We start from the raw sequence: 22,871 nt of genomic DNA on the forward strand, positions 1-22,871 counted from the left end.
TCGCTAATGACGACTACAGCACTCCTATTACAGACATTACTGCTAAAAGTCTTTTCAAAACTTAGCTAATAACTGCTAATATAGCCTGCATCTTAAATGGGTTAAATTTATTTGACCCTTTGACTGTTTTACCGTTTGATTAGTGATGACGCGAGGGTGTGCGTCGATATATTTTTATTCTAACAAGTTAAAAAATGGAGAGCAATTTATGGCTGACAACAATGCCAAACTAACCGTAAATGGTGAAGAATACGAACTTCCTATTATTGAAGGTACTTTAGGGCCGTCAGTTATCGAAGTTGCTGCTTTTCAAAAAGCGGGCTACTGGACCTACGATCCAGGTTTTATGGCAACTGCGCCTGTTGAGTCAAAAATCACCTTCATTGATGGCGGTAAAGGCGAGCTGTTGCATCGCGGCTATCCTATCGATGAGCTTGCAAATAATGCTGAATACTTAGAAGTGGCGTATGCGCTGATTCATGGTGATTTACCAAACGCTGAGCAAAAAGCAGATTTCTACGAAAAAATCCGTAAGCATACCGGTGTTCATGACCAATTACGCAAATTCTTTGAAGGCTTCCGCCGTGATGCCCATCCTATGGCTATTATGGTTGGTGTCGTTGGTGCTTTATCAGCTTTCTATCATGAAAATCTAGATGTGAGCAATGAAGAGCATCGTGAAATCACCGCTATTCGCCTAATCGCTAAAATGCCAACGCTTGCGGCCATGAGTTATAAATACTCACAGGGCGAACCGTTCATGTATCCACGTAATGATTTCAATTATGCGGAAAACTTCTTATACATGATGTTTGCAACGCCTGCTGATGTTGACTACAAAACCAATGACGTTATCACCCGTGCAATGGACAAAATCTTTACCTTGCATGCTGATCACGAACAAAATGCTTCGACGTCTACCGTACGTCTAGCGGGTTCTACTGGCGCCAATCCTTACGCTTGTATCGCTGCTGGTATTGCAGCCCTTTGGGGACCATCACATGGCGGCGCTAATGAAGCCGTACTCACTATGTTAGATGAAATTGGTACAGTTGAAAACGTACCAGCATTCATGGAAAAAGTGAAAAGCCGTGAAGTGAAATTGATGGGCTTTGGTCACCGTGTTTACAAAAACTTTGATCCACGTGCACAAGTGATGAAAGAGACTTGTGACGAAGTACTAGGCGCATTGGGTATCAATGATCCTAAGCTTGAGCTTGCCATGGCACTTGAGAAAATTGCTTTAGAAGACCCGTTCTTCGTTGAGCGTAACTTGTATCCAAACGTTGATTTTTACTCTGGCATTATCCTTAAAGCCATCGGTATTCCAACGTCAATGTTTACTGTTATCTTCTCATTGGCACGTACCTCTGGTTGGATCAGCCATTGGCTTGAGATGCACAGCGCACCGTTCAAAATCGGTCGTCCACGTCAGTTATATACTGGTGAGACAAAACGCGAATTCGTTAAAGTCGAAGACCGCAAGTAGTCAGTCTTTTGTTTTAAAAGTATAAAAGTTAGACAGATAAAAATCCCGCTATCGTAGCGGGATTTTTTTGGTTTGCCTTTAATAAGAGGCATTAAGCAAAACAGCTCTAAATATCTAACGCTTTACTGAAACTCTTTTAACGTTTGCTCGTATTTGGCAATTTGTTCATCATAGCCTTTAATGGTTTCGTTAAATTTCGCCATCAGCGTTTCAAACTCTTGCTGCTGGGTAATTTTCATCTGCTGCATATCAATGACTTGCTGGGCTTCTATTTGTTCCCAAACTTGATGCTGAATAATCAAACGCGCCAGCGCTGGGCTTTTCGCACTAAGTCTACCGGCGATTTCTGCATGTTCGAATACCTGCGGCACCAATGTCGCGATATTGATTAAAGTATCAACATCTTCCGCACTAAGCGGCGTGGTCACAGGTTGATAAAGGGTTTCCATCGCTTGCTGATAGCTTTCTATAATCTGCTCATCCGTCAACATCACTGGTTTACGCGGCTCAAGGCTGATACGCTTAAGCACGGTTAAATCGCGCTCGCCAACCTCGGTACTGGTATTGATATCAGCCTCTGCAGTAGCATCGATATCAGAGTTGCTATTAGCATTAGACTCACTATTATTATTCGCCGTAGCGACTGCTGCTGAATCCGTGGTCGCTGGTTTTGCTATTTGCTCAGATGCTGTATTAGTGGAAACTGTGCTAGATGGACTATTTTCAGTCGCTAGAGCTTCAGTTGTAGCACTATCAGCCAACAAGTCATTGCCACTGTCTGACGCATCTGCCGCTTGTAGCGATTCATATTCTGCTTGCAAGCGCTGCTGCAGTCCTTTCGCTTGCGCAAGATACAAAGGCTGGAGCTGCTCTATACGGGCAGCAGCCGAATCGCTTTTACGCATAGGCTGACTGTCCTCTGCGCTGGTTTTCTCTTTGGTTTGACTGCTATCAGATACTGGCTCTTCTGCTTGCTGCTGACAGCCGCTCACTAACAATACGCCAGTCAGTGCTACCGCAAGCAATGTCGGTGCTTTATAAGGGCGAATCATCGTTTTATTGATAGAGCGATGACGGGTATCAATGTCAATGTCAGGTTTTACTGGTAAAAGTTTAAACATCCGAATTCATATCCTTGTTAAAAGCAGAAAGAGTAAAAGCCAACGTGATAACACCGTCCATGACTGATGGTATTTTTAGAAGCGCTATTGAGTCAATTGAGTGATAAAGTATCGAGCTTTTTATTACCATGTTTTTTATTATAATTCCTGTTGCTAATGCCTAGCCTCTCTACTTATTTTGTTTATATATTAACTGTCTATAATAAGAGAAAGCTTAAGCCATCATATAAATATTCCAGCATAATAGAAAGATTAAACTTTCAACGAGCTGTGACTGTCAGGGGTATCATGATTGCTATTGAGCGTTTGTGCCTTTAAAAATGGAATACAAGTTTCAAAATCACGACAGTCATGACCATGATGACGACGGACAAAATAGTCTTGCACCATACGCGCCTGCTGCTCAATCCCGTAGTTAAAAAAGGACTTACCTGCTTCAAGTACATAATCATAACGGCGATTGATGATAGCGCCGCGTACAACTTTAAGACCTTGCTGCAATTGCCAAACGTGGGTCAATTCATGGATAAGCCAGCTTTGCTTACCCAAGGAACACTGGCTAAAATCCGTAACCCAGTCGGCCGGATGGAAATAAATATTACCATTAGGGCTCACAGCATAATGCTTTAGTACCCACCACGCGGTCTTAAGCTGCACACCATCAAGCTTAAGACTGTCACCGAACACTGAGCGTGCCAGTGCTATCTCTCCCTCAGTCAGCTGGCGTGACTGTTGCTTTGAGCCTTTAGCAGCTATAGAGTGCTTAAATAAGCGCTTGAAAGTCGACTGCAACCTCATTACTGTCTTACCTTATATTCAAAAATTAAGCATTTATAGATGCTATTTTATAAGTACGATTTTTATAGAGCTATAAGCCTTTAATAGGGCTAAAAACCTAAAAAATAAAGTCTATAAGACATAAGCTGTACACTTAGCTGACTTTTATTAACGTAAATCTGCGTTAGCCTAGCTAGAAGGACATGAGTCATTGTTTTTAGCGTTAAGCTTAAAATGAAGATACACCCTAATAAGAATTGAAAATATTTAATTGATAATAGAGACCTTTATGCCACCTAATTTTCATGCTGATACGCCCCTTGCTCAGCGTATTCGCCCTGCAACACTTGATGCCATTATCGGTCAAGAGCACTTATTAGCAGCGGGTGCACCGTTACGGCGCTTGGTCGAACAAGGACATTTGCCATCGATTATTCTGCATGGCGAAGCGGGCATCGGTAAAACCACCATCGCGATGTTGTTGGCTGATGCCGTTGGACGACCCTTTCATGCGCTATCAGCATTAAATACTGGCGTTAAGCAATTACGTGAAGTATTAGATACTAAGGATTCGTTAAGCTTTGAATCACCGGTTGTGTTTATCGATGAGATTCATCGTTTTAATAAAGCCCAGCAAGATGCCTTACTCGGCGCAGTAGAGTCAGGTGACATCACTTTAATTGGGGCGACAACCGAAAATCCGTCATTCAGCGTTAATAATGCGCTGCTATCGCGCTGCCAAGTTTATCGTCTAGAGCCGCTGACGCCTGAACAAATCAGTGCCGTATTACATCGCGCGCTTTTAGAAGATAACATTCTCAAAAATTTAACCGTCGATCTGCAGGCGCAACAAACGATAAGCCAGTTGGCACATGGTGATGCTAGAAAAGCGCTCAATTTATTAGAGCTTGCTATTCAAACGGCGGATACCAAGCAATCACCATTAATTATCGATGATGAATTGGTCGCCCGTGTCGCCCAAACGGCGCTCGTACGCTACGATAAAGATGGCGAGCAGCATTACGATATTATATCTGCCATGATAAAATCCGTACGCGGCTCCGACCCTGATGCGGCGCTATATTGGATGGCGCGGATGCTCGTTGGCGGCGAACCTGCTGATTTTATCGCGCGGCGCTTGGTGATTTTGGCCAGCGAAGATATCGGTAATGCCAATCCTAATGCCCTACTTCTTGCGGATGCCGCTTTGCGTAGCGTGCAATCCATCGGTATGCCAGAAGCACGTATTATCTTAGGGCAAGTGGTGGTTTATTTGGCGACCAGCGCCAAAAGCAATAGTACATATAAAGCCATCAATGCGGCGATGGCCTTGGCAGAAAAAGACGCCTCGCCTGTGCCGCTACATTTGCGTAATGGCGTGACCAAACTGATGCGCAATCAAGGTTATGGTCAAGGCTACGCTTATCCGCACGATTATCCCAACCACTATTATCCGCAAAGCTATTTGCCCGACAATTTAGTCGGGACAAGTTTTTATGAATTTGCTGACAATCAGCGCGAGCAACACAGTAAGCAGTTTATGGACTGGCTAAAGGGGCAAGCGGCCAGTAACGAATAAAGGCTATGCGTTTGCATCATTGATAATACTTATGATTATTTTTAACCTATTAACTGACATATTGGCAAGATGACGCAGCACGCTGGGGTGAAAAGCGTTAAAATGTCCTCATAATGATATATACAAACCAGTTGATCGGAAACTTTTATAGCACATTGCTTCTACTTATGTGGCTCTTATCAAGGCATGCTTTGCTTTACCGCAACAGTGTTTTTGTCAATCTACTGCTACAATAGGCAGATGATGATTTATATCCCTAATTAAACCTATCTATACATAATAAAATATTGAGACTTCCTATGAGTTTAAATACGATTCCTGAGATTATCGAAGATATTCGTGCCGGAAAAATGGTCATCTTAATGGATGACGAAGATCGCGAAAACGAAGGCGATATCATTATGGCAGCGACCCATGTGCGCCCTGATGATATCAACTTTATGATTACCCATGCTCGCGGTTTGGTTTGTTTAACCTTGTCAGAAGCACGCTGTAAACAGTTGGCACTGCCACTGATGTCAGACCGCAATGAGGCAAAATTTAGCACCAACTTTACCGTGTCTATTGAAGCCGCTGAAGGCGTGACGACAGGTATTTCTGCCGCTGACCGTGCGCGTACCATTCAAGCAGCGGTGTCCTCTTCAGCAAAACCAGAAGATATCGTCCAGCCTGGGCATATTTTCCCAATTATGGCTCAAAACGGTGGCGTCCTGCATCGTGCCGGTCATACCGAAGCCGGTTGTGATTTGGCGCGCCTAGCGGGGTTGGAGCCAGCAGCGGTGATCGTTGAAATCATCAATGATGATGGGACGATGGCGCGCCGTGATGACCTTGAGATATTTGCCAAAGAGCATGGTATTAAAATCGGTACGATTGCAGACTTAATTAACTATCGCATTGCCAATGAGCAAACGGTCGAAGAAATTGAATCACATCCGTTTGAGACAGAATATGGCACTTTCACGCTGCATCGTTTCCGCGAATTTGGCGCTGACGAAACTCATTTAGCCTTGGTAAAAGGCGATGTGAGCGAAGGCGTCAGTACCGTTCGTGTCCATGGTTTCCATCCATTACGCGACTTATTTGCCGCTAAAAATGACACCACTGGTCGTAGCGGCTGGAGCGTACGCTCAGCATTAGAAGAAATACAAGAATCAGAACGCGGCGTGCTGGTTTGGATTGGCAATCATCAGCCGATTGATTTAGGAGAGGCGCTTGATAAAGCCGCTGAAAATCAATCAATCTCAACCATTGCGCAGCAGCCGTATCGCAGCATTGGGGTTGGCGCACAGATTTTACGCCATTTAGGGGTTCGTGATATGCGCTTATTGTCATCACCAATGAAGTTTTATGCCTTGTCAGGGTTTGAGTTGAACGTCGTTGACTTTGTTCACGCACCTAAGCAAAAATAAAGACCAACAGTAAAAGTAAGCAGTAGAAATAGAACAAAAAAGGCGCGCTAATCATTTAGCGTGCCTTTTTTTATGAATTTTTTATGAATTTTTTATTGATGATGTTTTTTATCGGTATCATTTTGGTAGCATTTATAACCTACTAAATAAGCCGGCTTTTTAAAGTTTTTAAAGCTCGGGCATATGACCAACGCTTGCTTCTAATGCCACTAAGCGCTCACGCTCCTCATTGGTCCAAGGCAACTTATCCTTGCCATCACTGTCTAAACGGACAATGACCGCATCAGCGGTTGCGACAATCACCTTTTGAGCGCAGCTATAATAGCTGTATTCGATTACTATGCTGGTATTGCCCAAACGCTGACAACGCACGCCTAATAATAAGGTATCGGGATAAGTCACAGGGCGTAGATATTGGCAACTTGATTGCGCTAAGACCGTGACCATACTGCCATCAAACATGCCAAGCGCCTGCAAATAGCCAATCCGTGCAGACTCCGCATAGCGATAAAACACTACGTTATTTAGATGGTTAAAGGCATCCATCTCACCCCAATGGATCGGCTGATGATGAATAATTGGATAGTGCGCCAACTCGTCAGGACGGGCATTACTTAAACTTTCATTACTTAAAGCTGTATTTTTCTCAAAACTATTCATCACTTGCTTTCTCTTGTTTTTATCTTATAGAGTTTTAAAAACCACCATTAACGTTTAGGCTTATCTAAAATTTGCTTGGTTAATAATGGCGTAGGTTTTGGCGCATTAGCAATCAATCGATCTAGCCAGTCTATAACCTCGGTAATGTCATTAGGAGACGATTTGGTTTGTACCTTATCTTTATTAGCGGTCGTACTATTGGCTGTTTGAGAGTTTTTATTATCGGTAGATATTGTTTTTGGCGTTGACGTTTGTGGTACTAGGGTTTGTAGCTGCTTGCGCGCTTGACGCAGATAACCGACCAGCTGCTCTTTTTCACGCATATTGCTGGCTTGAGTGGCAAGATTCAAGGTCATAATGACTTCGTGAATCATAAGCTGGCGGCGCGTTAAGCTCATATTATTATCAAGGTTTTGCGTCAAATCGCTGCCATTAGCAGGATGTTCACGCTCGTAACTATGTAAAAACTCTTGGATATTTTGAATGGCTATGTTTTGTAGCTGCCACGGACTCGGCTGCGAGCTTCTTGCCTGCAGGCGCTCGATATCCTTTGCCAAGCTCTGTTTAATCACCACGGTCAGCGCTGGGGCAATCTCATTACTGCTTTGGGACAATTGCCAATGCAGGCCACGCAATAATTCAATCGCCGCACTCTCGTTATTGTCTGCCAACAATCTATCAGCCGCTTGTATTTGAATACGTAATAAATCGAGCTGGTTTTGGGCTTGGCTACTGGCGGCGGTACGCGGTGCTGGCAAGGTTTGCTGGCTCATCGCAAAAATGCGATCGTCCATCTCATTGAGGCGACTGACCACTTGCTCATTGCTTTGCAAGCGCTCATTGACATTATGCTCAAAACGCTGCTGACTGATATAAAGCCAGAGTAAAGCGGCGATAAGCAATAAAATCATTAACCATTGCAGGCGCACCAAAAACATATTTGCTTGCCGGCGCTGCTGAATAGCAGAAGGTTCCTGAGATAACGATTCAGAATTCATGGACATAAGGCAGCACCGTTAGTGATTGATAATTTTTAAGCAAATATAAAATAAGTAGATTAATAAAAGTCTGTGTTCTTGCTTACCCTTTTTTCTTACTTACATTGAACCCACTATTGGCGAATGGATTACCGCAAGAATAGTGGCCGGAGCCAAATCTTCCACCCGCCAATAGCTTAACTGCTGACGCGCGACCATATTGGCTAAGCGCTCACCTAATACCACGTAAGCAAAATCATTAAGCTGCAGCGGTGAACTGGCTATTTTGTCTTTCTTTGACTCTGAAACTTTTGCGGCAACTGCCTTAACAATCGCTTCCCAATGCTCAAACGCCGTGCCACTACTGACAATCACAATGGGCTTTGGCTGTGCTACTGAGGTTGTCTGCTGCAAAGACTGCTGCGCGAGAAACTGCGTTTGCCATTGCTCATACTGCGTCATAGCATCGGCAGGCATCTTGCGCTCATACCAAGCGATGCTATCGATATGGACGCCGCGCGCCTGTAAGGTATCGACCAATAAGCGCCGCCCACCAAGCCCGCGCCAGACCAAGAGCTTATCGCCAGCTTGAAGACTGTCAATTTCAGGCATGGCTAGCATACCTTCGTTATTGGCAATTAAAGGCTGCAATACTTGATAGCTTGATGCAGCCAACTTTGCATCATTTAACACTGCCGCAGTCGCTTCCCCAACCGCTATCAGATGGCTTGGCGCTTTTAAACCTGTAAACCCTGTCTCTTTTTGCGCGCTAGCATTTTCGCTAGATTTTTGAGCATGGCGTTCATGCTCAAGTGCTTGCCAAACAGACAGCCCTGAAGCTGCTGCTGTCGGGCTCACGATAACGAGTGCTTGATAGTCACCTGCAAACCATTGGCGCATCAATCCCATATCCTGCTCGGTAGTTGTACGCGCCTCTAAGGTCAACATCGGCATATCAATTACCGATATCCCTGCCGCTTGTAAATGTTCGGTCAGCGGCGCTGCACGCTCAACTGGGCGCGTATTGATGATGACTTGCGGCAGCAATGCTGGCTTATCAATAGGTTGATTTGAATCAGTGGACTTCGGTGATGACCAAGACATAAACATACCGTGACAAAAGGCTTAGGAAGAAAGGACGCTGAATCATAGAGCCATCTAAGTAAAGATAGCGCTATGATTGAGATGACAATAATAGTTAAATATTATTAAATATAGGTGCTATTTAGGATTATAAATGGCGGATAAGATATCACCAGCACCTATTTCTAGTAGCATTTCAGCGACTTCAATACCTAGCTGGTTGGCTTGCGCTTCTTGTTCAGCTTGGCTGCCGCTTAAAGTCAGACGTTTATCAGCTTTGAGCAGCTCGCTACCGTCCTCTTGACCGACGCGGCCACGTAGCCACAATGTATCACCGGCATCATTATTGCCGTTTTGGCTATTGTTTTTGCTACTGCTACTGCTATTGTCGTCTGCATCAGCCATTTGCAATACTGCATAAGCCGCAATCGGTACTTGGCAGCCACCTTGTAAATGACGGTTTAGCGCGCGCTCAGCGATTAGGCGGATACGAGCTTTGTCATCATTTAACGGTGCTAGTAATTTTAGAACCTCATCATCGCCTTCACGGCATTCAATCGCTAGCGCACCTTGTCCAACCGCGGGCAAGCAAATATCAATATCCAACTCACTACGAATGCGCTCATCAAGCTCAATACGCTGCAAACCACTGGTTGCCAAAATAATGGCATCATACTCGCCCGCATCAAGCTTCCCTAAGCGCGTACCGACGTTGCCGCGCAGGGTCTTAATTTGCAAATCAGGACGATAAGCCTTGATTTGGCATTGGCGACGTAGACTTGCGGTACCGACTACCGCGCCTTGTGGCAACTCATCGATACTATGATAAGTGTTAGAAACAAAGGCGTCGGTTGGCGAGGCACGTTTACAATAGACACCCAGCGTCAAGCCTTCTGGCAATTCCATCGGTACGTCTTTTAAAGAATGCACCGCAATATCAGCCTGCTTGTCATACAACGCTTGCTCAAGCTCTTTAACGAACAAACCCTTGCCGCCAATTTTCGCCAGCGGCGTATCTAAAATCTTATCCCCTTTAGTGACAATCTTTAGCAGGTTAATCGTCATCTCAGGATACAGCGCCAATAGACGGTCACGGATATGCTCAGCTTGCCATAATGCCAATGGGCTTTGGCGGGTGGCGATATTTAAGGTAGTCAAAGCAGGTGGCTGCATGGTGCTCATAAAAGGCCTCAATAAGTTCGATACTAGAATGTCAGTGCGCAACAATAATGCAAATTTGGTACCCAAAACGGGGGCTACAAACGATATATAAAGCAGAATGATGCAAAAAAATACCCCTATTTAAGCATAAATAAGGGTTTGATGATATGGCATGATTATGTCAACAGCATGAAGCCCTTATCACTACATGCTTTGAATCTTTTCACGGAGTGCCGGTAGATGGCGACGACTGACTGCTAGCGTCTCATCAATCCCTTTAAAGTGCAGTTGAAACTGTCCTGCATCCAAGGCTTCTAAAAAATCTAGATATTTGATATTGATAATCGCGTTACGATGCACGCGAAAAAGCCTGTCTTCAAATTCTTGCTCAAGCTCTTTTAGGGTGTCATCAATAAGGACAACGCCTTCTTTATGGCGTACTTTGACGTATTTTTGATCGGCGGTAAAGTAGTAGATATCTTTGAGCTCAATCAGCTCAACCCCGCGGTGGGTACGCGCTGCTATATGTTCACGCACTGGACGGGCAGTTGGATTTTCGAATTTGCGAATCTCATTTAATTGCGCGGCATTGAGATTGGTGGCTTTATGCAGTGCTTCTAGTAGCTCATCTTTATTGGCTGGTTTTAATAAATAACCGATGGCATTGGCTTTTAACGCCGCAATCGCATAATGGTCGTAAGCCGTTACAAAGATGATGGCGGGTGGATGGTTCAGCTTCGCAAGCTCTTGGGCACACTCAACCCCATCCATCTCAGGCATGCGAATATCGAGCAGTATGATGTCCGGCTGCTGAGATTTTACGGCAATAATGGCCTCGATGCCCGTCTTTGCTTGGGCAACCACCTCATGACCTGATTCTTGGACAATCCTAACCAAACGTTCACGGGCTAATGGCTCATCATCACAAACAACAATCCGCATGCAAACTCCTTTATAAGTGCAGACTTAACAATCTTTAATAGTATTTATCATATATCAGCATTTATTAGGATTTATCATTATTTAAAGCTCACCACTTAGCAAAAAATACCATACGCCTTTTAGCAAAGGCAATGCACCTTACTTCAGTTATAAACCAACCGTCCCATTTCTGCAAGCCACCAATAGCGCTTGAGCGTTTCAACGCCTTTTTTAGCATTTAAGCACTGCTAATATTTAAGCATTGGTAATAGTTAAGCATTGGTAATTCTAAAAATTGGTGAGTTTAAAAACTGATAATCATCAACAATATGATAAACAGTGCAATAAATATGCCACGCTACCCGCCTACGATGGCTGGTTTATTATTACTAGCCAAAGAAAGCGCTTTCAAAAGCAAAGATTATAAACTGACATCTTGTAGCGGGTAATGAATAATAGTAATAATTTGTTTACTCGTCACGCGACTTTGGATATCAGCGCTGTCACCAAAATAAGCTCGCAGACGTTCTGCCTGAATATAAAAATCCATATGCTGGCGTAAGTCATGGTTAATCATCAAGGTTTTTTTAGGCAGTTGCACACTAATGGTAATCTCGACACGATGCTGCAGCCAACTGACTTTAATATCGATATAAATGGTGTCGGTGGTCATCTCAACCACATTGAGTAGCATTTTTTCAATCACGCTTTGTAAAGTCAAAGCAGTGATGACCATGTCATACATCACATCTTCGTCAGGTAGCCGCCAGTTTACTGCCAGTTTATCCTCCAAGCGGATGGATTCGATGGCCAAATAATGCTCGCAAAGGGCAATCTCTTCCTCAAAACTAATCTCACGCGCACCATTAAAACTGGCTCGGAATAACGCTGAAACGTGCTGCAACAAATAAGCAGCGCGGGTTGGGTTAGTTTCAATCAGCGACATCAGGGTATTGATGGTGTTAAAAAAGAAATGCGGCGCTAAGCGAGCTTTTAATATATCGTTTTGGGCGCTCAATTTTTGCTCAAATGATTGCTTCAGCGCATTCAGCTCACGGTAGCGCCGTAAAAAAATTAGCAAAGTGGCAATAGTAAAACCGGCGGTAATGACGGTATTAAACACCACCGTTGAGACAAAGACGCGAATACTATAATCAAACCAACCAAAATTTATCATAATCAGCAGGACCAACATCATGGTCACTGCTGTGGCGCTCGTTAAGATAAGCAAGACATACATGCTGGCTGTTGAGACGCTTAAACGCTTTAATATAGGGCGCAGATAATCAATTAAATAAAAAGAAGGTATCAAGGTTAAGCTGGTTTGGATAAACCTTGCGATAAATTTGATGATAAATTGCGCTTGGTTGGCCACACTATGGCGATCGACTATCGCTACAAACAGCGACCAAAAAAAGATTGCCAGTAGCCACTGCCAAGCCTTCATGATTTCCATGAGCTTGGGCATAAAAAACTCTAAGCGCTCCGCTAGTAAGGCAACCTCATCATTTGCTATACTTGAGTTCTTATTCTCTTGACTTGTCTTGTACCGATATGAACGCCAATTCTTCAAATAGTAATAATCCCGATTCAAATAAAAATGCAGCTGTTTCTGATTCTAGCACAGAAGCTTCTCCAACAAATACTGCCGCAGCGCAAAGCCCTACCAGTAGTCAGGGTCAGCAGATGTGGGGCGGTCGCTTTAGTGAAGCGACGGACAGCTTTGTCGCCGCCTTTACCGCTTCTGTCGGCTTTGACCAGCGCTTTGCCCGCCACGATATTCAAGGCTCAATTGCGCATGCCACCATGCTTAAAGAGTGTGGCATCTTAAGCGCTGACGACGTTGCGACTATTATCGATGGTCTACAGCAAGTGTTACGTGAGATTGAAGCGGGCGAGTTTAACTGGTCTATCGCGCTTGAAGACGTGCACATGAACGTCGAATCACGCCTAACTGATATTGTCGGCGCGGTAGGGAAAAAATTGCATACAGGCCGTAGCCGTAATGATCAGGTTGCGACCGATATTCGTCTATGGTTGCGTGAAGAAACCGACAATATCATTGCGCTATTGGTACGTTTGCAAAGCGGCTTGTTAGATTTGGCGGAGCAGCATACCGATACCATCATGCCAGGTTTTACCCATCTGCAAACCGCGCAGCCCGTCAGCTTCGGTCATCACGTGATGGCATGGTTTGAGATGTTATATCGCGATACTGAACGTCTTGTCGATGCGCGCCGCCGTATCAATCAGATGCCGCTTGGTAGCGCCGCCCTTGCTGGTACGACTTTCCCAATTGATCGCACCATCACTGCCAAATTACTAGGTTTCGAAGGTATTTGCCAAAACTCACTCGATGCCGTCTCAGACCGTGATTTTGCTATTGAGTTTACCTCAGCGGCTTCTATCTTGATGATGCATATGTCACGTATGAGCGAAGAGATTATCCTATGGATGTCAGCGCAATTTAACTTTGTGCAAATCCCTGATCGCTTCTGTACTGGCTCATCTATCATGCCGCAAAAGAAAAACCCTGATGTGCCTGAATTGGTACGCGGTAAAGCGGCGCGTGTCTTTGGGCAATTGATGACATTGTTAAGCCTGATGAAAAGTCAGCCGCTTGCTTATAATAAAGACAATCAAGAAGACAAAGAGCCGCTATTTGATTGCGTTGACACCTTAACGGGTTCGCTATTAGCATTTGCTGATATGCTACCGAACATCACACCAAATAAAGAAAATATGCGTGCAGCCACCATGAAAGGCTATGCGACAGCCACCGATTTGGCTGATTATTTGGTTCGCCGCGGTGTGGCTTTCCGTGATGCCCATGAAGTGGTCGGTAATGCCGTTGCTTTGGGTATTAAAGAAGGCGTCGATTTAAGTGATTTGTCTTTAGCGCAGCTGCAGCAGTTTAGCGATGCGATTGGCGATGATGTTTTTGAGTATCTAACGCTAGAAGGTTCATTGGCCGCCCGTGACCACTTAGGTGGTACTGCGCCAAATCAAGTGAAGCAAGCTGTCGTTAATGGTCGTGTGCGCTTAAAAGTATTTGCGTAAAACTAGCAGCGCCATACAAGGTTTAATTACAGTACTAATCCATGCATAAAAATACCCGCATCAATCGCGGGTATTTTTATGCAGATAATTTTAGAAATATGGTTTTATAAATATCGTTATGAACATCAGTAGCTATATGGGCTGTTACCTTCTCTACACCTGATATCCTTGGATAAATCTTCGAAGACCGTTATCATAGGTCAATACCAATATTGCACTTAATAATTTAATACCATTAACTAATAAGGATTGCTTTATGACTGAGACTTTTAATCCGCAAGCCAATACCGTCTTTTGCCGCAAATATAAGCAAGAATTACCAAAAATGCCGCATCCACCTTTTCCTAATAAAAAAGGTCAAGAGCTGCAAGAAACCGTCTCGGACAAAGCATGGAAAGAGTGGCTTGAGCAGCAAACGATGCTGATTAACGAAAACCATCTCAGCATGCTAGACCCTGCAGCCAAAAAGTTCTTAACCGAGCAACGTGAGAAGTTCTTAGATAACGAAGACTACGAGCGTGCGCAGGGCTGGACACCAGAAAAATAATGCGCATGATGGTTGTTATTAATCAAAAAAAACTGTCATTGATTAAAAGACAGTTATTAAATTAAAAATATCGAAACTGCCTCTCAACTAACAAACGGCAAATGACTAGGCAGCACCCTTATAGTTTGTTAGTATGAGACTGATTTACAACACTGACAGACTCGGGGTGCGGTGTATGACAAGCTTACTTTCTAAGCTTTTTAATACATTCGCTGAGAGATCACCCGCCGAACCTGATGCGGTTAGTACCGACGCAGGGAAGTCTTAAGCCTATGTTATATATGAACAAAGGGCGCGCAGAAATGCCTTTTTATTATTGCCGATATCTTATGTCTGACAGCGTTTTTACGCTGCTGTATGGCAATTAATAAAAAGCTGCGCCTACCAATCATTTAAAAACGGCATTAGATTGAGTTTCAATGAAAGTTGAATCTAATAATAGTGCACGTGTTTGATGATTGAATTTGTCTATCTTGCATCGTCTTGCCCCGCAGCTACTGGCGGTGTTGCTTTTATTCAAAAAACCAACACGCTAGGACAGCATATGAACCTCACACAGAATACTTCAACTCCTATTGTCAAAACTTCTGACAAAAAAGCCGACGCCCTCAAAACGCCTGCTCACCGTACCGCCAATGATGCGCGGTTTGAAGAAGACGCCCGCGACTTACACCGCATCTTACCCGCTTCTAAAAAAGTCTATATCGAGGGCTCACGTCCTGACATTCAAGTACCGATGCGCGAGATCACCCTTGACCCTACCCCCATACAAGGGGCAAGCGAGTCCGAATGGGAACAAAATCCACCGTTTTACGTCTATGATACCTCAGGCGTTTATACCGATCCCAATGTCGAGATTGATTTGACCAAAGGCTTACCAAAGCTACGCGAAGGCTGGATAGCTGAGCGTGACGATACTGAACAGTTAGACGGCTTATCTAGCTCATACGGACAAGCGCGCGCCCGCGATATCAGTACCGCTAATTTAAGATTTGCGCATATCGATAAACCACGTCGCGCCTTAGCAGGAAAGAACGTCACGCAAATGCATTACGCGCGTCGCGGTATTATCACGCCTGAAATGGAATATATCGCCATTCGTGAAACGCAAAAGCAGCACGAATCGACCGATATGCGCCAACATGACGGCGAAAGCTTTGGTGCCAACACGCCAAAAATCATCACCCCTGAATTTGTCCGTGATGAAGTGGCTGCTGGTCGCGCAATTATTCCAAATAACATCAATCACCCTGAATCCGAGCCGATGATTATCGGGCGTAATTTCTTAGTCAAAATTAATGCCAATATCGGTAACTCAGCGCTCGGTTCTTCTATCGATGAAGAAGTGTCAAAAATGACGTGGGCAACGCGCTGGGGTGCAGACACCATCATGGATTTATCGACGGGCAATCATATCCATGAAACCCGTGAATGGTTGATTCGTAACTCGCCAGTGCCTATTGGTACCGTACCGATTTATCAAGCGTTAGAGAAAGTCGATGGCGTTGCCGAAGATTTAACGTGGGAGATATTCCGCGATACGCTCATTGAGCAAGCCGAACAAGGCGTTGATTACTTTACCATTCACGCCGGCGTACTATTACGTTATGTACCGCTAACCGCCAATCGCTTGACGGGCATCGTCTCGCGTGGCGGCTCTATCATGGCGCAGTGGTGCCTTGCCCATCATAAAGAAAGCTTTTTATACACCCACTTTGAAGATATCTGCGAGATTATGAAGCAGTATGACGTGGCATTTAGCTTAGGTGATGGTCTGCGTCCGGGTTGTTTACAAGACGCCAATGACGAAGCACAGTTTGGTGAGCTGCGTACCCTTGGCGAGCTAACCAAAGTCGCTTGGAAGCACGATGTGCAGGTGATGATTGAAGGTCCTGGGCACGTAGCGATGAACCGTATTAAAGAAAATATGGACTTGCAGCTTGAGCTATGTGCTGACGCCCCTTTTTATACCTTAGGGCCTTTGACCACGGACATTGCTCCCGGTTATGACCATATCACCAGCGCTATTGGTGCGGCGATGATTGGTTGGTTTGGTACGGCAATGCTTTGCTATGTAACACCAAAAGAGCATTTAGGTCTGCCAAATAAAAAGGACGTCAAAGACGGCATTATCACTTATAAAATTGCTGCTCATGCTGCCGACCTTGCCAAAGGTCATCCGGGTGCACAAGCACGTGATAATGCTTTGTCCAAAGCCCGTTTTGAGTTCCGCTGGGATGATCAATTTAATCTGGCCCTTGATCCTGATACCGCGCGTGAATATCATGACGAAACCTTGCCAAAAGACGCCCATAAGTCGGCGCACTTTTGCTCGATGTGTGGACCAAAGTTTTGCTCAATGAAAATCACCCAAAACGTGCGTGAATATGCAGCAGGACTGGATAAAGACGCCGCTAATAAACAAGTCACCCCGCAAACGGGCGATTTAACTAATGCAGGTCATATGATTAAAGAAGTGGATACTGAGCTGGTTGGACAAGTAGGCGAAGCCAGCCTCGATGAGATTCATAAAGGCATGGCTGAAATGAGCGAAAAATATCATAAAGAAGGTCGTCAATTGTATAAAGAGATTTGATTTTAAGTATTGAATAATGGCTAAAATAAAAAGCTTGCCTCTCGTCAAATTAGGGGCAAGCTTTTTTTATTGGTCTTAATTGAATATTAGAGATATTTGGTTGCTTAACTAACGACGCTAAATACATATGCTTCTTTATTATCGTCATTAACGAGTATTAAAGTTTTAGAGTCGTAACGATCTTTAGTCACAAGACCATGTACCTTACCCGCTTCTAGAGGACAAGTTATGGCTGGATTGTCAACGTTCCCATCTACACGCAGATAAATAGATTTTGGATCAAAGATAATATAGCCGTCAATAGTACAACCCTGCTCATCAACGATGCTGTATTTCATCCTTCCTTGTGAGATATTATTTGTAACCAAGCTAGCCTTATTACGCGTGTTAGTAGTTACTAGTGCGCCTTGATACATTCCTTTGTAATCTTCTAATTTATCTGTAGAGTTGCCTTCATTATAGTTTAAAAATACTGGGTATCGAAGCTCCTCTTGAAAGCCTTCTGGATTAGACACATCTTCAACAATGATATTTTCAAAAAAAGTAAAATCAGCACCACCGTTGCTTCTAGAGTCAAGGTCAATTGATCTTGTGCTGACGCTGTTACTGGTGAAGCTATAGTCAGTAGCATTTGATGACAATGAGGTAAAATTTGGATTACTGCTTTTTTCAAATGTACCATTTACCAAACCAAACACTAAATCTCCAGCACTATAAAGAAAGCCATTGTTGGTATATATCATCCAAAATTCGCCATCATTGTTGACTATAGTGCTCATAAATAAATCTGTTTTATAAATATCTTTCAAATCACTATTAATTACTGCACCGTAAGAGCCAGCAAAAGGTTTGGGCACTTGACGCTTTTGCGTAGTATCAGTATTGTGCTCTATAGAAGGAATATCCGTATTAGGAATAATCGAAGAGCCACCACTATCCGAGTCACCACCGCCGCCACAACCAGATACACCTAACATAGAAATTAGGACCAAGCTTAAGTAACGTACATGCATTAGAAGATCTCCATTTTATGATATATAAGCTCATAAAATGATGAACTTAATTCGAATTATAATAAGTTTATTATAAAATTAAAGCAATAAAAAAATCCCAGCAAACCTAAGGTCAGCTGGGATTAAAAATCAATTATAAAGCTTTAAGACATTATACCTTTGACGCCTCGTAAATCTCTTCAATAGAAGCGTTAATAGTATTAGCAAACTCTTCGTCACTTTGTTGCTTGCTTAAACCTTCGGTAAAGGCACGCGAGAAACTGGCAATCATACCAGGGTTTTGCTTGAGCTTTTCGCAGGCATCATAACGACTATAACCACCAGACAATGCCACCACTTTTAGTACTTTTGGATGGTCAACCAACTCTTGATAAAAACCCTCTTCTTCTGGCAAGGTCAGTTTTAGCATCACTTGATGACCGTCGTTTAAGCGCTCAAGATTATGCAAAATACTGGTTTTAAGGATGATTTCGCAATCATGTTTTTTGCTACTGTTGATATCTACTTCAGGCTCAACGATAGGCATCAAACCTTTAGAGATAATCTGTTTTGCCACATCAAACTGCTGCTGTACGACTAGCTCAATACCATCGACACTTGGCTCATAAATGACTGAACGCATTTTAGTGCCAAATACCGGATAATTTTTTGCCTTATCTAATAACGAGTTTAAATTGGGCATCGGGCGCATCACTTGCACGCCATCCATTTGCTCAGCCAAACCCTTATCCACCTTCAAAAAAGGCACGATATTTTTATCTTCCCATAGATAGTTGGCGGTTGGCTTGCCATTGACCTCGCGCTCCATCGTATCTTCAAATAAAATTGCGCCAAGGACACGCTCATTATCAAAGGCATCACAAGTCATGATACGGGCGCGCATCTCATGTACCAAGTCAAACATGGCTTCATCGTTGTCATAAGCATCGCCGCTAACGCCATAATTTTCTAGCGCTTTTGGCGTACTGCCACCGCTTTGATCAAGGGCGGCGATAAAACCTGAACCATTTTTGATACGCTGTAGTTGTTTTTCGTATTCCATTGAGTAGATATCCTATCCTAATTAATAAGGGTCAAACATTATTATAATAAGTCAATCAGCCCGCAGCTAACGTGAGCTTGACTATAAATAACCTTAACATAGGACATCGCGCGTGCCTATCGTTGATAAGTTAAAATTTTGCTCACTTACAAGCGGCGAAGTTAAGCCAAAAACAATACTGCCACACAGCAAACTGCCAATAATAAACCGACGATATTGATACGATTAAGCTGCTCTTTAAATATGCCGACGCCTATCAACGTTGCCACCGCAATCACACCGACGTTCATACCCGTAAAGACGATGCTTGGCGATTCAGACAATACTTGATGGGCACGGACATAAGCATAGATATTGCCCATATTTAGCGCGCCGAGTAATAGCCCTGCGCTAAGGGCATTACCCTGCCAGCGGACGCGCGTGACAAGCAGGTAAACGAGTAGCAGCAATCCCGCCAACCCAAACGTCACAAATAAGGTTAAAGGAAAAGCCGCCCCTTGCTTGGCAACTTGCTTAAATAAGATATCAATAACGCCGTAGCCTAACCAAACGCCAAACAGCCACAGCGGCGTCTGCTTTGCTTGGGTATTTATAATTCCATGCTGCGGGCGATAGACCAAAGCAGCAAGCGCCAAAAACCCTAACACTAGCCCAAGGACTCGCGTACCTGTCAGTACTTCGCCAAATAATAAAAAAGCGGCAACAATAGGAATGATAAGCGATAAACGCTGAGCGGCATCGGTTGCGACCATACCGACCGCATCAATCGCACGCCCAAGGATGATAAATACCGCCGGCAATAACACCCCAAGCGCAATAATGATGCCCCATGCATTACCAAGTGCGCCGATGCTACTGACATCTGGTTTTAATAACACCCAAGTTAATAAAAATGCCACGGGATATCCCGCCACGATGGTTTGGCGAATATCGATATTTTTTTGGCGTAGTATTTTTAAAAGTACGGAAACAGCGACGCTACAGAGCACCGCTATTATGAGATACATCATTAAGGTCATCCTTGTTAAATTACAATATGGCGTGTTTATTATTGGTATTTAAAACAGCTATCAGTATCGCCTTTACCTTGTACTCTATTACTGTTTAAGCTTTTGTTAGTTTTAATATCGATGATGCTAAATCAAATAAAACCCTAGAATGTAACAAAATATTTCCCACAGGGCAATCTATTTATCTTGCTGGTTTTTAGTATTGTTTATTTAATATGGATGGCTCATGCTCGATACAGTCATAAAGAATCAGCAAAATTATCAAGTCAAATCACCAAGTCAAATCACCAAGTCAATAATTAAGATAGAGTTGAGTATTAGCGATACCCTGCAGCTTACAATTAGCATGCAGCCATTAGAGTGAAGTTTGTTAAAATAACAAACAATCCTAATCACAAAAGTAAAGATTCAAGATAACACCTTATCGTGCTTATTTTGGCGTACTGCTATTGATGCTTTATCACTGCCTATGAATGCTCTATTTCGTTTTTTTGAAACTCGTCTGCCCGCCTTTCCCGATACGCCTATGCCGCTGCCATCCCCAAGTGATGGCATGCTAAAGTTTTTGTGGGCCTGTACCAAAGGTCTGCGCGGTTGGCTATTGTTGTTTATGATTTTGTCTGCCGGTATCGGTATCTACGAGGCCATGCTATTTGCGTGGATTGGCAATATTGTCGATTGGCTTGGGGTATATACCCCACAAAATCTGTGGACAGAAAAAGGCGATATGCTGCTCATGATGTTGGCCGTGATGATTGTCAGCCCACTCTGGATTGCCTTGTCATCATTTATTCATTTTCAAACCTTGCAAGGCGTTTTTCCGATGCAAATGCGCTGGCGTTTTCATCAGCGCATGCTTGGGCAGTCGATGCAGTTTTATCAAGACGAATTCTCTGGTCGCGTATCGGCTAAGGTGATGCAAACGGCGTTGGCAGTGCGTGATACCGTGATGACGGTCACCGATATGTTTATGTATGTCGCCGTCTACTTTATTACCACCGGTGTGATTTTATTTAATTTAGACAGCTTGTTATTAATCCCATTTATCGCTTGGTTCGTCTTAGTGTGGCTGGCGATGTGGTACTTTATTCCCAAACTGAAACAAACGGCGATTGTACAAGCCGATGCCCGCGCTTTAATGACAGGGCGCATAACCGACGCTTATGCCAATATCATGACCGTGAAGCTATTTAGTCATTCGCGCCGCGAGCTTGGTTATGCCAAAAACGCCATGGGACAATTTTTGGGCACTGTCCATGCACAGATGCGCTGGGTCAGTTATTTAGAAGTATCAACCCACTTAATTAGTGTGGTTCTAGTCAGCTCGACTGCTGGTATCAGCTTGTATTTATGGCAACAAGGCGCGGTCGGTGTTGGGGCGATTGCTGCAGCGACGGCGATGGCTCTGCGCTTAAACGGTCTGACACGCTGGATTATGTGGCAAACTGCCAGTTTGTTTGAAAGTATTGGTACGGTACAAGACGGCATGCGCACTTTATCAGCGCCGCAAACCATCGTTGATAAACCAAACGCGCCCGCACTTAAAGTTACCGAGGGTCGTATCGTCTTTGACCATGTTGATTTTAGTTATGAAGGCGAAGACAATGACACAGGTTTAAATACCAATACATCAGGCAAACGTTTTGATGATGGTAATAATGATGTTAATAGCAATGACACCGACTTAGCGAATAATACTTCATACGCCAAGCTACTAGATAATTTTTATTTAGATATCAAACCGGGTGAGAAAATCGGTTTGGTCGGGCGTTCTGGTGCGGGTAAATCGACCTTGGTTAACCTTCTCTTACGCTTCTTTGACGTCGATAAAGGTAAAGTCTATATCGATGGGCAAGCGATTGATGAAGTTACGCAAGAATCTTTACGTCAGCAAATCGGTATGGTTACCCAAGATACCTCTTTACTGCATCGTACCGTCCGTGAAAATATCGCTTATGGTCGTCCTGACGCAACCGATGAGGAAATCATTACGGCTGCTAAGCAAGCACAAGCATGGGACTTTATCGAAGGCTTGTATGATGATAAGGGCAATACTGGTCTTGATACCCAAGTCGGCGAGCGCGGCGTTAAGCTGTCTGGCGGTCAACGTCAGCGCATTGCTATCTCGCGCGTCATGCTTAAAAACGCCCCGATTTTACTGTTAGATGAGGCGACCAGTGCGCTTGATTCTGAGATTGAATTTGCCATTACCGAAAGCCTAAATGACATCATGACGGGCAAAACTGTTATTGCGATTGCCCATAGACTATCTACCATTGCCGCCCTTGATAGACTGGTGGTTATGGATAAAGGTCATATCATTGAGCAAGGCAGTCATGATGAGCTATTGGCATTAAATGGCGTTTATGCCCGTCTATGGCAGCGTCAAAGTGGTGGCTTCTTAGGTGAAGACAGCTAATAAG

General features: G+C 43.9%; 18 protein-coding genes and 1 riboswitch. Of the genes, 7 read left to right on the forward strand and 11 right to left on the reverse strand.

Annotation, left to right across the window (positions count from 1 at the left end):
* Positions 1-208 precede the first annotated feature (208 nt).
* Entirely contained in the window at positions 209-1,489 is a 1,281-nt protein-coding gene (gltA, locus tag ACP7AA_RS07750; protein WP_201564339.1) for a citrate synthase, read from the forward strand.
* A 122-nt stretch (positions 1,490-1,611) separates the two neighbouring features.
* Here gltA and ACP7AA_RS07755 read toward each other — a convergent pair whose 3' ends face one another.
* Together ACP7AA_RS07755 and ACP7AA_RS07760 are read right to left on the reverse strand one after the other, a co-directional pair.
* Entirely contained in the window at positions 1,612-2,610 is a 999-nt protein-coding gene (locus tag ACP7AA_RS07755) for a hypothetical protein (protein WP_426223156.1), read from the reverse strand.
* Positions 2,611-2,862: 252 nt separating this feature from the next.
* Positions 2,863-3,408, reverse strand: coding sequence for a type IV secretion protein Rhs (locus tag ACP7AA_RS07760; protein ID WP_426223157.1), 546 nt, complete (start codon positions 3,406-3,408; stop codon positions 2,863-2,865).
* A 268-nt stretch (positions 3,409-3,676) separates the two neighbouring features.
* Between ACP7AA_RS07760 and ACP7AA_RS07765 the strand changes: the two genes are divergently transcribed.
* Positions 3,677-4,966, forward strand: coding sequence for a replication-associated recombination protein A (locus ACP7AA_RS07765; protein ID WP_426223158.1), 1,290 nt, complete (start codon positions 3,677-3,679; stop codon positions 4,964-4,966).
* Between the two features lie 299 nt (positions 4,967-5,265).
* Entirely contained in the window at positions 5,266-6,378 is a 1,113-nt protein-coding gene (gene ribBA, locus ACP7AA_RS07770) for a bifunctional 3,4-dihydroxy-2-butanone-4-phosphate synthase/GTP cyclohydrolase II (protein WP_201623874.1), read from the forward strand.
* A 168-nt stretch (positions 6,379-6,546) separates the two neighbouring features.
* On the opposite strand, the gene ACP7AA_RS07775 is transcribed toward ribBA, so the two are convergent.
* The 6 genes from ACP7AA_RS07775 to ACP7AA_RS07800 form a co-directional block, all read right to left on the reverse strand.
* A complete protein-coding gene (locus tag ACP7AA_RS07775; protein WP_426223159.1) occupies positions 6,547-7,038 on the reverse strand; it encodes an acyl-CoA thioesterase in 492 nt (163 codons plus the stop codon).
* 47 nt (positions 7,039-7,085) lie between these two features.
* Positions 7,086-8,042, reverse strand: a complete 957-nt coding sequence (locus ACP7AA_RS07780; protein WP_426223160.1) for a hypothetical protein — start codon at positions 8,040-8,042, stop codon at positions 7,086-7,088.
* Positions 8,043-8,135: 93 nt separating this feature from the next.
* Positions 8,136-9,119 (reverse strand): uroporphyrinogen-III synthase, encoded by a 984-nt coding sequence (locus ACP7AA_RS07785; protein WP_426223161.1) that lies wholly within the window; start codon positions 9,117-9,119, stop codon positions 8,136-8,138.
* Positions 9,120-9,236: 117 nt separating this feature from the next.
* On the reverse strand, positions 9,237-10,280 hold the full coding sequence (gene hemC / locus ACP7AA_RS07790) for a hydroxymethylbilane synthase (protein WP_426223162.1): 1,044 nt from the start codon (positions 10,278-10,280) through the stop codon (positions 9,237-9,239).
* A gap of 183 nt (positions 10,281-10,463) precedes the next feature.
* Positions 10,464-11,201 (reverse strand): LytR/AlgR family response regulator transcription factor, encoded by a 738-nt coding sequence (locus tag ACP7AA_RS07795; protein WP_426223163.1) that lies wholly within the window; start codon positions 11,199-11,201, stop codon positions 10,464-10,466.
* A gap of 400 nt (positions 11,202-11,601) precedes the next feature.
* The gene (locus tag ACP7AA_RS07800; RefSeq protein ID WP_426223164.1) at positions 11,602-12,648 is read right to left on the reverse strand and encodes a sensor histidine kinase; all 1,047 of its coding nucleotides are present in this window, start codon (positions 12,646-12,648) and stop codon (positions 11,602-11,604) included.
* A gap of 218 nt (positions 12,649-12,866) precedes the next feature.
* On the opposite strand from ACP7AA_RS07800, the gene argH reads away from it, so the two are divergent.
* From argH to thiC, 3 genes are all read left to right on the forward strand, one after another.
* Positions 12,867-14,240, forward strand: a complete 1,374-nt coding sequence (argH, locus tag ACP7AA_RS07805; protein WP_426223281.1) for an argininosuccinate lyase — start codon at positions 12,867-12,869, stop codon at positions 14,238-14,240.
* Positions 14,241-14,496: 256 nt separating this feature from the next.
* Positions 14,497-14,787, forward strand: coding sequence for an oxidative damage protection protein (locus tag ACP7AA_RS07810; protein WP_201564319.1), 291 nt, complete (start codon positions 14,497-14,499; stop codon positions 14,785-14,787).
* Between the two features lie 152 nt (positions 14,788-14,939).
* A riboswitch (TPP riboswitch) is annotated at positions 14,940-15,064 on the forward strand.
* A gap of 267 nt (positions 15,065-15,331) precedes the next feature.
* Complete coding sequence (thiC, locus tag ACP7AA_RS07815; protein WP_426223165.1) at positions 15,332-17,383, forward strand: phosphomethylpyrimidine synthase ThiC; 2,052 nt, start codon at positions 15,332-15,334, stop codon at positions 17,381-17,383.
* Between the two features lie 104 nt (positions 17,384-17,487).
* Here thiC and ACP7AA_RS07820 read toward each other — a convergent pair whose 3' ends face one another.
* From ACP7AA_RS07820 to ACP7AA_RS07830, 3 genes are all read right to left on the reverse strand, one after another.
* Positions 17,488-18,360, reverse strand: a complete 873-nt coding sequence (locus tag ACP7AA_RS07820; protein WP_426223166.1) for a hypothetical protein — start codon at positions 18,358-18,360, stop codon at positions 17,488-17,490.
* A gap of 187 nt (positions 18,361-18,547) precedes the next feature.
* Entirely contained in the window at positions 18,548-19,438 is an 891-nt protein-coding gene (locus ACP7AA_RS07825; protein WP_426223167.1) for a fructose bisphosphate aldolase, read from the reverse strand.
* A gap of 161 nt (positions 19,439-19,599) precedes the next feature.
* Positions 19,600-20,448 (reverse strand): EamA/RhaT family transporter, encoded by an 849-nt coding sequence (locus tag ACP7AA_RS07830; RefSeq protein WP_426223168.1) that lies wholly within the window; start codon positions 20,446-20,448, stop codon positions 19,600-19,602.
* Between the two features lie 469 nt (positions 20,449-20,917).
* On the opposite strand from ACP7AA_RS07830, the gene ACP7AA_RS07835 reads away from it, so the two are divergent.
* Positions 20,918-22,867 (forward strand): ABC transporter ATP-binding protein, encoded by a 1,950-nt coding sequence (locus ACP7AA_RS07835; protein WP_426223169.1) that lies wholly within the window; start codon positions 20,918-20,920, stop codon positions 22,865-22,867.
* Positions 22,868-22,871 lie beyond the last annotated feature (4 nt).

It is taken from the genome of Psychrobacter sp. DWR1-2-3, from assembly GCF_049896465.1.
GTDB classification, from domain to species: Bacteria; Pseudomonadota; Gammaproteobacteria; order Pseudomonadales; family Moraxellaceae; genus Psychrobacter; species Psychrobacter maritimus.